The organism is Sphingomonas sp. SUN039, assembly GCF_024758725.1.
Lineage (GTDB): Bacteria > Pseudomonadota > Alphaproteobacteria > Sphingomonadales > Sphingomonadaceae > Sphingomonas_O.
The window spans coordinates 986,441-1,000,031 of record NZ_CP096972.1 but is presented as its reverse complement, the minus strand read 5'-3'; the positions used below and the strand labels follow the sequence as shown (position 1 = coordinate 1,000,031).

Here is a 13,591-nt window from a genome sequence, read left to right as displayed (position 1 = left end):
GAACGACTCCGACACGGTTCAGCGGGTGATGACGGCGTCCGGATAGCCCCTTGCCGCCAGCGGTGCCAGTGCCGCCATCGCCCGTTCGGCCGAATTATACGGCCCGAGCCGCACCCGCCATGTCCCCGCGATCTGCGAGACGTCCGCACCGAGCCGTTCGGCCATCGTCCGCGCACGCTGCTCGCTCGAAAAGCTCGCGACTTGCAGGAAGAACGGCCCCGGCCCGACCGGCATTTTCGCCGTGGCCAGCGCACGCTGCGGCTCGATCCTCCCGCCGCGCAGCATGACCGGTTGCCCGCGCCGCAGACTGAGCTTGTCACGCTCGTCGGGTTCGACCCTGCGGACCCGCACCTGATGCGCGCCGCGCGCGGTGATCCCCAATTGCCGCGCCGCACCCAGCGACAGGTCGATGATCCGGTTGCCGTGGAACGGGCCGCGATCGTTGATCCGCACCAATATCGCCCGCCCCGATTCGAGCGACGTTACCTCGACATAGGACGGCAGTGGCAGCGTCCGGTGCGCGGCGGTAAAGCCGTCGGGGTCGAAGGGTTCGCCATTGGCGGTGCGGCTGCCGCGCAGTTCCTCGCCGTACCAGCTCGCCATGCCGGTCTCGTCGTAATCGCGGTCGTCGCGCGGGGTGTAGCTGTTACCGCCCGCGCTATAGGTCGCGCCGACCTTGACGAAATTGTCGCTGGCGGGTGCGCGATAAACCGGCGGGCGCGATGCGGTGCGCGGCTCGGGCGCTCCGACGCAACTGGCGAGTAACAGGCCCGCCAGCAGGGGTTCAGCCCGCAACCGCATCGGCCAGCAGCCCGACCGACAGGCCGTAGAAATTCGAACAATTGTAGTCGAGGATCACCCGGTAATTGCCGGTCAGCAGATAGGCGGTCGCCCCCGGCCCGTCGGGTTCGAGCAGCGAAGCCATATCGCTGTCGCGCAGCTTCGACGACACTGGTGTCACGCCCAGCGCGCGCCATTCGCCGACGGTTTTCCACATGCTGTGACGGGCATGGACGCGCGGGCAGCGTGGGCTGTTGGTGCGGTTGGCGATGGCATTGCGGTCGAGCGACGCGGGTACGCTCGCTGCCACGCCCCAAGGCTGCCCCGGTCGCCAGCCCGCATCGCGGAAATAATTGGCGATACTGGCGAGCGCATCGGCTTCGCTCCGCCAGATGTCGGCACGCCCATCGCCATCGCCGTCGCGCGCCAGCCGCAGCACGACCGACGGCAGAAATTGCGGATAGCCCGTCGCCCCCGCCCAGCTGCCGACCAGCTGGTCGCGCCGGTATCCCCGGTCCATCAGTTTCAGCGTATCGATGAATTCCTGCTGGAACAGCGCGCGCCGCCGCCCCTCATAGGCCAGGCTCGCCAGCGCGCGGGCGAGGTCGAAATTGCCGGTGAACGCGCCGTAATTGGTCTCGTTGCCGTAAATCGAGATCATGATGCCCTCGGGCACCCCGGTCTCGCGCTCGACGCGCTGGAGCAGCGGCCGGAGCGCGGCGTATTTGGCACGACCCCGCGTAATCCGCGCGCTATCGACATGCTGCGCGCGATAGGGCGCGAATTTGGGGATCGGCGCATTGGGATTGGTTTCGGGCTGTTGCCGGTCGAATTCGACGACGCGGGCGTTGAAGGTCAGCGTCGGCAGGACACTGTCGATCGTCCCCTGCGACACGCCCTGCGCGCGGGCGATCCCGGCAACCTGCTGAAGATAGGCCTGAAATCCGGCATCCTCGGACTGGGCAAACGCCCGTCCGCCGCCGAGCTGCGCCACCGGCACCACCAGCACCGCCATCGCGACCGCATATCCGAACTGTCTGAACCCCCGCATCGCCCGACCATGGCACAGGCGGGCCGCTTTGCGAATCCCGTTTCGTCGCGCGGCTTGCACGGCGCGCCTTGCATCCGTAACCGGATCGTGTGCGGACAGGTGGCCGAGTGGTTTAAGGCTACGGTCTTGAAAACCGTCGTGGGTGCAAGCTCACCGTGGGTTCGAATCCCACCCTGTCCGCCAGCACGCCTCACCCCCCCCCTGCGCTGCGCTGGGGAGGAGTTTGTCATCCCGCCCGGCAATTCGCCTCGATATACCCCGCATGTGTCGGCATACCTTCCCCTGCCCGCGCCAGCGCATCGGCGAGCTTGCGAAGAAACACCGCACTGTCCTGTCCCCGATGCGCCAGCAGCGGGTCAGTGGCCTCCGGCATATTCCCCTGCCCGACATGCACCGCCAACCAGCTCGGCGGGCCGAACAGATCGGCTTCGCGCGCCAGCAAGCGGCCGTAGCGGCGGAAATGGTCGATCTTCCAGGTCACGCTGTCGGGCACGTCCATCGCGCCGCAATAGCGCCATAGCTCGGTGTCGGTGCGCGTCGTCAGCTTGTAGTGCAGGATGATAAAGTCGCGGATGCGCTCGAACTCGGCGATGCCGAGGCGGTTGTATTCGTCGGTTACCAATGGATCGAAGTCGCGGTCGGGGAACAGCGCGAGCAGCTTGGCAATCCCGGCCTGGATCAAATGGATGCTGGTCGATTCGAGCGGCTCCATGAACCCGCCCGACAGGCCGATGGCGACGACATTCTTGTTCCAGAACAGGTTCCGCCGCCCGGTGACGAAGCGCAGCGGCTTCGGATCGGCGAGCGCCTTGCCGTCGAGATTGGCGAGCAGTTTTTCGGCCGCCGCCGCCTCGTCGATGAACTTGCTGCAATAGACATAGCCATTGCCAGTGCGGTGTTGCAGCGGGATGCGCCATTGCCAGCCCGCCTCGCGCGCGGTCGAGCGGGTGTAGGGGGTGAACTCGCTCGCGCGTTCGCACGGCACCGCCAGCGCGCGGTCGCAGGGCAGCCAGTGCGTCCAGTCCTGATAGCCCGTCTCCAGCGCGCCCTCGATCAGCAGCCCGCGAAAGCCCGAGCAATCGATGAACAGGTCGCCGGCAAACCCGCGCCCGTCCTCCAGCGTGACCGAGCGGATGAACCCGGTTTCGGCGGTTTGCTCGTAATCGGCGATCTTGCCCTCGATCCGCACGACGCCCCGCGCCTCGGCATAGGTCCGCAGGAAACGTGCATAGAGCCCGGCGTCGAAATGATAGGCATAGTCGAAGGTGGACGCGACGCTGCGCGGGTCCGCAGACGGTTGTGCGAACTTGCCGCGACTTGCCGCAGCCCACGCCATGCACAGATCGTCGAGCGGCGGTGCCTCGCCTTTGCGCTGCGCGTCGAGCCAGTATTGGTGCAGTGGCACCATGTCGAAATCGCGGCCATAGGTGCCGAAGGGGTGGAAATAGCGGTGGTCGCGCCGCCCCCAATCGACGAACTCGATGCCCAGTTTGAACGAACCCTGCGTCGCGCGGACGAACTCGTTCTCGTCGATGCCGAGCGTCGCGTTGAAGGTGCGGATCGGCGGGATCGTCGCCTCGCCGACGCCGACAGTGCCGATTTCGTCGCTTTCGATCAGCGTGACGGTACAGTGCGCCTTCAACGCATTGGCCAGCGCCGCTGCCGTCATCCAGCCCGCAGTGCCGCCGCCGACGATGACGATAGAGCGGATCGCACGGGGGTTAGTCTGCTTCATAGGGCTGGCATCGCAATCGATTGTGGCGCAGTCAATAGCGCTCTCCCCCTGCCGACTTGGCTGAGCTTGTCGAAGCCCCACTTCTTTGCATTCATGCTTGGAGAAAGAAGAAAAGCCCTTCGACAAGCTCAGGGAAGTCGGACATCACTCAATACGCCGGACGGCGAACATCGAGCGCCAGCACCAGCCGCTCGCCGTCATCGAACGGCAAAGTGCTGTGCCACATCGTCGAGGGGAACACTGCCGATTGCCCGACGCGCGGGACAATAGTGCGATACGGCTTCAGGTCGAGGCCGAGATCGGCAGGCGGCGTGCCGAACGCGATATGTCCGGCTGGCGGCGGCCCCATCGCGGCAGTGTCGGGCAGCGCAATGTAGAACGCCGTACTCAGCCAGCCCATCGGATGGGTGTGCGGCACATTATGCCCCTGTCTCAGCAGTCGTACCGACCAGCTGCCCTCGATCAGCAATTGGGTGCGCGGGGTGCCGAGCAGCGGGTGGCCTTCCTCGAGCGGCGGCAGGTCCGCGACATAGCCCCGGATGGCGTCGATCCACGCCGCGCGCGTCCTTTGCAGGATCGGTTCGTGCCGCAGCATGACCGAACGGTCGGTCTGGGTGCCCCCGCGCACCGACTGTTCGACATAGGGCCGCGCCATGTCGTGCAGCCCGCGCAGCACCTCGGCGAGTTCGATGTACTCGCTCGCCGTAAGATCGACATCGACGGATTTGATCGAAGTTTCGGGCCGGTCGAGCCATTCGTGGCGCGCGTCTCCGGTCAGTCGCCAGATCAGCGAGAGATACGGCCAGAACAGGGTCGCTGATGTGGTTCGGGTCAGCGGCAACGCCAGATCCTGCGCCTCGGCAAATCTCCCGCGCCTCAGCAGGTAGCGGATGCGGGTCAGGTTGGTCGCATCGCCTGTTATGTTGCCGGTTGCGGCGAATAGTGCGTCGGCAGTTGCGGTGTCGCCCGACTCGCTGGCGAGAAAAAAACGACTGGCAGCGATACCCGCTGTCGTACCCAGATGTTGCTCGGCCTGGTCGAGGATTGCGCCCGCCGCTGCCCAGTCACGCGTCTGCGTAACCGCCGCAAACCACGCAAGCCACAGCGCGGCCTTCTCCGGCTGCGCGCGGCATGCCGTCGCGTAGCTGTCGACAAAGCGCGTCTGGTCGCCGCGAGTCCAGCGCAAGGTCGCCAGCCCCTTGTGGCCGTCGAGCCAAGCCGGGTGCTGCGCCAGCGCGGTTCCCAGCAGGCGCTCTGCACCTGCCGTATCGCCCTCTGCCGCCATGGCTGCCGCGCGGTTCTTCACGATATCGGGGTTGGCTGGATCGAGGCGACCAGCTTGCTCGAACAATGTCGCCGACGGAAGGCCCAGCTCGTAGCGCGTTTGGGCCAGTCCGAAACTGCATCCGGGATCGGAGGTTCCGGTCGCCGCCGCAAACACGGACTCGGCCTCGACCAGTCGCTGCTCCTGCCGCAACGCGAAGCCTAGAAGCCGCGCAATATCGATGTCGCTGGGCCGGTCACGGTGCAGCGCGTCAAGCATCGGCACGGCGAGGTCGGCGCGCCCCGCCTGCATCGCCTGTCGTGCTGCCGCAATGCCGGTCATTGCCTCCCCCGCTCCATCTTCCGCGCTTTGAACGGAAAAAGGGGAGCGGTCGATGACCGCTCCCCTCCCTAACCGGCGCGACCCGATGGATTAAACTCAGAAGCTGTATTTCAGCGTGCCGAGGAACGTCTGGCCGACAACCGGCGTGCCCGTCAGCACGACCGAATTCGCCCCGGTCACATCGGCGACATTGCTGCCGTTGCCGCGGAAATCGAGCTTGTTGAACAGGTTGTACGCCTGCAACCCGACTTCCAGATGTTCGACCGGCCGCACCGAGATCGTCGAATTCACGATGATTCCGCCCGGATAGACATTGCCCGGATCGTCGCGCACGCTCGACTGGCCGGTGGCGGCAAGGCCCAAAGTCACCATATCGCCGATGTCATAGTTGGTCGACACCGTATAGGTCAGGCTCGGCAGATACGAGGCGCGGCGATAGGTCGTGCCGTCGAGCTGTTGCGAGTCCGAATAGGTGGCGTTGGCGACCAGCGAGAAAGCGCCGAACGACAAGGTTCCGAAGAACTCCGCACCCGTCGAGCGATACTTCGAGTCGATGATGCACCCGCCCGCCGCACCGCCGCAGCGCGTGGCCGACAGTTCGAACGTGCTCTGCTTGAAATCGGCCTTCAGCAGCGAGAATTCGACCGAATAACGCCCGGTTCCGATGTTGCCACGGTTCTTTATCCCGATCTCATACTGGTTCACAAAATCGACCGAGGGGGTGACACCATCGGCCGTGCAACCGTTGGTCGCGGCCCGTGCCTGGGCACTGGTGCACAGCGCGCCGGTCGTCGTGAACTTGCCGCCGAAAGTCTGACGGTCGCCGTTGAAACGTCCGCCCTTCGACGCACGGATGAAGATGCTGGTGTTAGCATTCGCCTTCCACAGCGCACCCGCGGTCCAGCTGGTGTAGCTGCGCGAATAATCGACCACCTCGCGGACGCTGTTGCTGAGCAGCGCGGGCAGGTTCACGCCACCCGAACTCACCGTGATCGTCGTGCCGCCTTGCGTGCCGCCGCCCTTGGCCTTCACGTTCTCGAAGCGGACACTGCCGTCGAGCGCAAAAGCTTCGCCGTCGAGATCGAGCGACAGGAATGGCGCGGTGTTGGTGTAGCTCAGATCGTAATCGCGTGCGCAGCACGTGCCCCAGTTGTTGTTGTAGCCCGAGATGCCTTCGTTGGTCAGCCGCGCGCCCGCCGCCGTGTAAAGGTCGAGCTGCGCCGGATTGTCGCCGCTGACTTCGCGGGTCGACTGGTTGACGTGCCAGTCCATCCCGATGTTCTGCCTCATCACGAACAGGCCAGCGCGCGCGGTGACCTTGGCAAAGCCCGCATCGAACTTGCCCGACAGCGCTAGGTCGTTGGCGATCGAACCCGCATCGCGGATGTTGGTCCGCACGTTGACGTTATTGTCGACATAGGTGCCGGTGTAGACCTGTCCGGCGCGCGGACCCGCTGCATAGCGCAGCGAGGCCACGACGCCGCCGTTCACGGTCGAACCGATGATGCCCGTGGTCCGCGTCAGGTTGAGGAACGGCGCCGCGAACGCGCCGCTGATGTCGCTCCAGCGGAAGTTGTTATCGACGGTGAAATTGTCGCCGAATTCGTAATGGAACTGCGCGCCGATCGAGAACTGCTTGGTGGTGATGCCATCGATGTCGCGGCGCTCCAGTGCCGTGCCCGCGCGGTTGAGAAACAGCCCGGTCGTGTTGTAGACTGAATAATTGTTCTGGCTGCGCCCGTCGAACCCGGCGAATGGCGTGATGTTGCTGACGGTGTTGCCGTTCCGCGTCGCCAGCGCCGGCGCGCCGGTGTAGTTCGGATCCTTGGTGTTGGCGAATTTGGCGAGCAGGCGGACATAGCCCTTGCCGTCGCCGAATTCCTGCGTGAGGTTCGCCTTGATCTGGATGCTGTTGCTGACCCGGAAATTGTTCAGCGGGCCGTTACCTACCTTGTAAAAGCCGCCGATGTGGAACCGCGTGTTTTCACCGATGGGTGCACCATAGCGGAAATCGACCCGCGCCTCGCGGAAATCGAGGCCCTGGTTGATCCCGAAGAACCCGCCCGCTTTCTCGCCGGTATTGCTGATATAGTTGATGATCGCGCCCGGCGCCTGCGACGCATAGGTCGTCGCCCCGCCGCCGCGCACCGATTCGAGACGCTCGACGCTGGCATCGTAGCGCGTGAAATAGTCGTTGTTGCCGAACTGGATGTCGCCGAACAGGACGGTGGGGAGGCCGTCCTCCTGCAGTTGGACAAACGGCGAGCCGCCGGTTGCGACCGGAAGGCCGCGCACAGCGATGTTCGAGTTGCCGCCCGGACCCGCTGTACCGGCAGCCTGAATGCCGGGGATCAAGCGGTAGATTTCGGATTCCGACACTGGCTTGAAGTTCGCAATCGTCGCCGCATCGACGCTGGTGACCGCAACCGCGCTTTGCAGACGCGACTTATCGCGACCCGAGGCGGTAACAACGATTTCGTCGAGGCCCGGCTCTGCGGATGCAGCAGGTGCAGCCGGGGTTTGGGCAAACGCCGGGGCGGAAACCGCCATCATGACCGCGATCGCGCCCAAAGAAGCAGCGCTTTGGCGAACCGAATTCTTCATAAATCCTCCCCGGATATACATTGAGCATGCTTGCTTGACGCAAGTCCGCATCCTGAGTCGCACGTCTAGCAATCGATTGCAACATGAATCTGCAATCGATTGTTGCATTGCGCCGTCCGCCTGTTACGTCCCTAATCCAGAAGCCTTGCATAAAGGGCCAGGGAGGATCGTCGTGACCAGTGCAACCATGAGCATCGCGCCCAGCGGCGCCGCCCAAAAACCGCATCTGTCGCTCTGGCGGATCGTGCAGATGAATCTCGGCTTCCTCGGCCTGCAGTTCTCGTTCGGCCTGCAACAGGGCAATATGGGACCGATCTACAGCTATCTCGGCGCGAACGAAGCGGCGCTGCCGTTGCTCCAGCTTGCGGGTCCGATGACCGGCCTGATTATCCAGCCGATCATCGGGGCGATGAGCGACCGCACCGACAGCAAATGGGGTCGCCGTACCCCTTATTTCCTCGTCGGGGCCGTCATGTGCAGCCTCGGCCTGCTTGTCATGCCGTTTTCATCGAGCCTGTTGATGGCGGCGAGCCTGTTGTGGCTGCTCGACGCGGGCAACAACATCACGATGGAGCCCTATCGCGCCTATGTCAGCGACCGGCTCAATCCCGAACAGCACAACGCCGGATTCCTGACCCAGAGTGCGTTCACCGGCATCGCGCAATGCCTCGCACTCGGGACGCCATCATTGCTCGTCGGGCTGTTCGGCATGAACAAGGATGCAGTCGACGCGCACAATATCCCCTATACCGTGCACGTCGTCTTCATGATCGGCGCAGTCCTGTCGCTGTCGACGATCCTGTGGTCGGTGATCCGCGTACCCGAACTGCCGCTGACGCCCGAACAGCGCGCCGAAATCGCCGCCATGCCGAAATCGGCGGGTTCGACCTTCGCCGAAATCTTCGAGGCGATGCGCGAGATGCCGGCACCGATGAAGAAGCTCGGCATCATGATGCTGTTCCAATGGTATGCCTTCGGCAGCTACTGGACCTATGTCACTTATTCGATCAGCCGGTCGGTCTATGGCACCAGCGACCCTGTGTCGGACGGGTTCCGTTCGGCGGTGCTGACCAATGGCGAAATGGCGGCGTTCTACAATTTCATCGCCTTTGCCTCGGCGCTGGCGATGGTGCCGATCATTCGAAAAATCGGCCCACGCCGGACGCATGCGATCGCGCTCGTTTGCGGCGGCATCGGCATGGCGCTGATCCCGATGATCCAGGACAAGGCCTGGTTGTTCGGTGCGGCAATCGGCGTCGGCATTGCCTGGGGCAGCATCATGGGAACGCCTTATGTGATGCTCGCCAGTTGCATTCCGCCGCGGCGGACGGGGGTTTACATGGGTATATTCAACATGATGATCGTCGTGCCCATGCTGCTCAACGCCGCGACCCTGCCGTTTTACTACGGGCCGTTGCTGGGTGGCGATGCGCGCAATGTTCTGACATTGGCGGGGGTGCTGTTGCTGTGCGCCGCATTGGCGGTGATGCGCGTCAAGGACAGCGAACTGGGGTAGCATGTCCGACCGCTTCATCGTTCTCCATGGCCGTGCGACCTCGCTGGTGCTCGAGCGTTCGGGCAACACGTTGCTGTGGCGGCACTGGGGCGCGCGGTTGGCCGATAGGGTCGAGATGGACCCGCTGGTGCGGCCCCTGCCCTCCTTCTCGCTCGATCATGATATGCCGCTGTCGGTTTTCCCGACCTTCGGCATCGGCTGGTTCGGGCAAAGCGCGCTGCTTGCGCACCGCGAAGGCTTCGATTTTGCACAGGAGTTTACCGGGTGCACCGTCGAGCGGACCGGTACGGGCGAGGTCCGACTAAAGCTGTCCGACGCCGTTGCGCGTATCGAGGTCGCTATTAAGCTGGTACTCGACCCCGCCACCGACGTTTTAACGATCTCGAGTGCGTTAGCGAACACGGGAGACGCATCTCTCGACGTGCAATGGCTGGCGGCAGGGTGCCTGCCCCTGCCCCCCTTGGCCCGCAGCGTCCGGTCTTGGGGCGGGCGGCACAATAACGAGTTTGTCGAGTGCGAAGACACGCTGGGCGGTTCGATGTGGCGGCGCGAGAACCGGCGCGGACTGACGAGCCACGAGGACTTTCCCGGTGCCGTCGTTCTCGGCGATGGCGGCGCGGCATGGGGGGCACAGCTCGCGTGGAGCGGCAATCATGCGCAAATCATAGAGCCGCTCGACGATGGGCGACGGCAGTGGCAGATCGGCGAGTGGCTTGCACCGGGTGAAGTGCGACTTGCCCCGGGCGAGACGCTGAACAGCCCCGACGTGCTGGCGACCTTCTCGCCCGAAGGCACAAACGGCGTCGCGCAGAATTTCCATACTGCGGTGCGCGCGCGGATGGACTGGCCGGGCGGGAAAATGCGCCCGCGCCCGGTGCATCTGAACACCTGGGAAGCCTTGTATTTCAATCACAATCCCGACGACTTGAAATCGCTCGCCGATGCGGCAGCGGCAGTCGGCATCGAACGCTTCGTCCTCGACGATGGGTGGTTCAGGGGGCGCAACGACGACACCTCCTCGCTCGGCGACTGGACGGTCAATCTGCTGAAATACCCGCAGGGGCTAAAACCGCTCGCCGATCATGTGACGGCGCTCGGTATGGAATTCGGGCTGTGGGTCGAACCCGAAATGGTCAATCCCGACAGCGAGCTGTACCGCGCGCACCCCGATTGGGCGTTGCAGATCGCCGGTCGCGAGCAGCCAACGGCTCGGAACCAGCTCGTGCTCGACATGGCGCGCCCCGAAGTGACAGATTACCTGTTCGAGGCGTTATCGGTGCTGCTGACCGATCTGCCGATCTCTTATCTGAAATGGGATCACAACCGCGCGCTTGCGCCCGCTGCCGGAGCCGACGGGCGATCCTCGTACCGCAAGCAGGTGCTCGGCACTTACGCGCTGCTGGATCGAGTTCGCGCGGCCTTCCCCCATGTCGAGATCGAGAGTTGCGCCGGCGGCGGCGGGCGAATCGATGCGGGTATTGCGACCCGCACGCACCGCTTCTGGACCAGCGACAACAACGACGCGGTGTCGCGTGTGGTCATCCAGCGCGGGTTCCTGCAATTCATGCCGCCAGAGCTGATGGGCGCGCATATCGGCGCGAGTCCCGCCCATGCGACGGGGCGGCGGCAATCGCTCGATTTCCGCGCGCTGGTGGCGATGCCGGGTCATCTCGGGGTCGAAATGGACCCGCGCACCCTCGACCCTGCCGAGCGCGATAAGCTGGCGGGGTGGATATCGCGCTACAAGGACTGGCGCGAAGCGCTGCACTACGGGCGGACCTGGGCGGGTCAGGCGCCGGACTCGATCCACTGGCAGGCACAAGGCGACGCCGGTTCGCTGCTGCTCTTCGTTTATCGCCTCGACCCCGCGACGCAGCGTTACACAGTGGACCTGCCCCTACCGATGCTCGATCCGTCGCGGTGCTACCGGGTCGAAGGACTGTTCCCCAAGGGTGCCGTGTCAATGTTCGAGGGCAGCTGGCTCATCGCTGGCGGCCTGCCAATGCCCGACCTGAAAGCGGAGCGCGCTGCGGCATTCCAGATTTTTGCAATCGATTGTTGAAATCCTGTCAGCTATGCGTATGAGGGGCAATTAGCAGGACGGGGATAGCAGTTGCAGGCAGCGCAGGACTTGGGCGTGACAACGCACTGGCGCGCTGCGGACATCGCGCGGATCGACGCCCTCCCCCTTCCCGAGATCCCGGTTATCGGAGCCGCGCAAGCCGCGCGCGTCCTCGACGGTATCGATCTCTGGGACATGTGGCCGGTGTGCCTCACCGACGGGACGACCGCCGCGTTCGACGGTCGCACTTTGTGGATGATCCTGTCGGCCGCGACCGATCCCAATCCGGATCTGCGCCACGATGTCGCGCGGATCCGCCTGATGTCGCAAAAGGACAAAGTCTGGCGCGACCATGGCAATCTCCTGCCCGATGGCTTTGCCCCGGGGACGCGCGAATGGGCCGGGTCGGCAGTATTCGATCCGGCAAGCGCTCTGCTCATGCTGTATTTCACCTCGACCGGAAGGCGCGGCGATCCGTTCAGTTTCGAGCAGCGGATGTTTGCGGTAAGCGCACCGCTTGCGGTCGAGGGCGACGCGGTGAGCGTCGGCGACTGGTCGCCACCAGCGCAACTCTTCACCAGCGACGGCGACCATTATATCGATACCTGCCGCACTGCAGGCGGGCCGGGGCTGATCAAGGGGTTCCGCGATCCGGGGTTTTTCCGCGATCCTGCCGACGGTCGCGACTATATGCTGTTCACTGGATCGGACGGACGGTCGCCGCACAGCCACAATGGCGTCATCGGTATCGCAGAGAAGGTCGATGGCGCGTGGCAGCTACACCCGCCGTTGATCTCCGGTGACGGCATCAACAACGAATTCGAACGGCCGCATCTCGTCCATCGCGACGGGCGTTATTACCTGTTCTGGTCGACCCAACGCCATGTCTTCGCCCCCGGAGGGCCGTCGGGACCGAACGGACTGTACGGCATGGTCGCCGACAACATTCTCGGGCCTTACCGGCCGCTCAACGGGACGGGACTCGTCGCCGCCAACCCGGTCGCCGAACCGTTTCAGGGCTACAGCTGGCTGGTCACGAAATCGCTCGACGTGGTGAGCTTTATCGATCTGTGGGGCATGAAGGGACGCACGCGCGACAGCCATCCCGAGACCTTGGCGACGCAATTCGGCGGAACGCCAGCGCCGGTATTCACGCTGGCGCTCAACGGCGACGAAACTCGAGTCGTTCCCTAGCTCGACCCGCGCACGACCAGTTCGGGCGCCATCACCACGCCGTCGGTGTCCTCGCCCGCAATCCGGCGCAGCAGCAAGTCGACGAGATGCCCCGCGCCGCCCGCAATATCCTGCCGGATCGTGGTCAGGCGCGGCAGGGTCTGCTGGGCAATGGGCAAATCGTCATAGCCCACGACGCGGACTTCGTCGGGGACGGGTATCGCGCGCTCGACCATCGCCTGGATCGCGCTCATCGCGATGATGTCCGACGCGGCGACAATCCCCTGCGGTCGGTCGCCGCTGCCCGACAGAAAGCGGGCGATGTCGGGCTGGGCGTCTTCGGCCACCAGATGCGCGGGAAAGACAGTCAACGCATCGCTCAGACCCGCTGCGGCCATCGCCTCGCGGCAACCCGCCAGACGCTGTTCGATTTCCTGCGCGCGCGGATCGCCGAAGAAGGCGATACGCTTGCAGCCCCGCTCGATCAGGTGCTGCGTCGCCAGCATCCCGCCGCGCCGGTTGTCGGACCCGACCGAGCAATGCACCTGCCCCTCGCTGCGTCCGCCCCAGACGACCAGCGGGCGATAGCGTGCAGCGACCCGGTCGAGCGTTGCCGACTGGTCCGACTGACCGATGACGATGACGCCGTCGGTCCGTCCGGAATCGACGATGCGGTCGAGCCAGTCGCCATTGGTCGGAATCACGCGCGACAGCAGCAGGTCGTAACCGCGTTCGGTCAGCGCATCCGCCAGATGCCCGAGCATCGTCATGAAGAACGGATCGGAAATATGCTGTCCGGTCTCATGCCCCAGCGGAATGACAACGCCGATTGCCCCGGTCCGCTGGATGCGCAGGTTGCGGGCCATCGCATTGGGCGTGAATTCATGCTCGCGGGCTAGCGCCTGAATACGCTCGCGGGTTTTGCTGCTGATCAGGCCCGCGCCGCTCAGTGCGCGCGATACCGTACCCGGCGATACTCCCGCCAGTTCGGCCAGTTCGGCGATGTTGCGGATGCGTCGGGGCGGCGCGTCGGACGAACTGTGACTCATTTGCGGTATGTGGAC

Annotated in this window: 9 protein-coding genes and 1 tRNA gene; 4 read left to right on the top strand and 6 right to left on the bottom strand. The window is 64.6% G+C overall.

Translation table 11 applies throughout. From position 1 onward, the window contains the following. Window positions 1–18 precede the first annotated feature (18 nt). Window positions 19–795 carry a septal ring lytic transglycosylase RlpA family protein gene (locus M0209_RS04965; RefSeq protein WP_258887188.1) on the bottom strand — a complete coding sequence of 259 codons (777 nt, stop codon included), beginning with the start codon at window positions 793–795 and terminating at the stop codon, window positions 19–21. Next, a complete protein-coding gene (locus tag M0209_RS04960; protein WP_408988181.1) occupies window positions 785–1,831 on the bottom strand; it encodes a lytic transglycosylase domain-containing protein in 1,047 nt (348 codons plus the stop codon). Before M0209_RS04960 ends, M0209_RS04965 begins: the two co-directional genes overlap by 11 nt. Before the next feature lie 93 nt (window positions 1,832–1,924). Here M0209_RS04960 and M0209_RS04955 point away from each other — a divergent pair. Further along, a tRNA-Ser gene (locus M0209_RS04955) sits at window positions 1,925–2,014 on the top strand. Between the two features lie 43 nt (window positions 2,015–2,057). Here M0209_RS04955 and M0209_RS04950 read toward each other — a convergent pair. The 3 genes from M0209_RS04950 to M0209_RS04940 form a co-directional block, all read right to left on the bottom strand. Further along, on the bottom strand, window positions 2,058–3,566 hold the full coding sequence (locus M0209_RS04950) for a tryptophan halogenase family protein (protein WP_258887187.1): 1,509 nt from the start codon (window positions 3,564–3,566) through the stop codon (window positions 2,058–2,060). A 148-nt stretch (window positions 3,567–3,714) separates the two neighbouring features. After that, window positions 3,715–5,172, bottom strand: coding sequence for a putative 2OG-Fe(II) oxygenase (locus tag M0209_RS04945; protein ID WP_258887186.1), 1,458 nt, complete (start codon window positions 5,170–5,172; stop codon window positions 3,715–3,717). Between the two features lie 96 nt (window positions 5,173–5,268). Continuing rightward, on the bottom strand, window positions 5,269–7,776 hold the full coding sequence (locus M0209_RS04940; protein WP_258887185.1) for a TonB-dependent receptor plug domain-containing protein: 2,508 nt from the start codon (window positions 7,774–7,776) through the stop codon (window positions 5,269–5,271). Between the two features lie 187 nt (window positions 7,777–7,963). Between M0209_RS04940 and M0209_RS04935 the strand changes: the two genes are divergently transcribed. From M0209_RS04935 to M0209_RS04925, 3 genes are all read left to right on the top strand, one after another. Further along, window positions 7,964–9,292, top strand: a complete 1,329-nt coding sequence (locus M0209_RS04935) for an MFS transporter (protein WP_408988226.1) — start codon at window positions 7,964–7,966, stop codon at window positions 9,290–9,292. A 1-nt stretch (window position 9,293) separates the two neighbouring features. Further along, on the top strand, window positions 9,294–11,354 hold the full coding sequence (locus tag M0209_RS04930; protein WP_258887184.1) for an alpha-galactosidase: 2,061 nt from the start codon (window positions 9,294–9,296) through the stop codon (window positions 11,352–11,354). Between the two features lie 75 nt (window positions 11,355–11,429). Next, on the top strand, window positions 11,430–12,548 hold the full coding sequence (locus M0209_RS04925) for a glycoside hydrolase family 68 protein (RefSeq protein ID WP_258887183.1): 1,119 nt from the start codon (window positions 11,430–11,432) through the stop codon (window positions 12,546–12,548). Here the strand turns inward: M0209_RS04925 and M0209_RS04920 are convergent. Then, entirely contained in the window at window positions 12,545–13,576 is a 1,032-nt protein-coding gene (locus M0209_RS04920; protein WP_258887182.1) for a LacI family DNA-binding transcriptional regulator, read from the bottom strand. The genes M0209_RS04925 and M0209_RS04920 overlap by 4 nt on opposite strands. Between the last annotated feature and the right edge of the window lie 15 nt (window positions 13,577–13,591).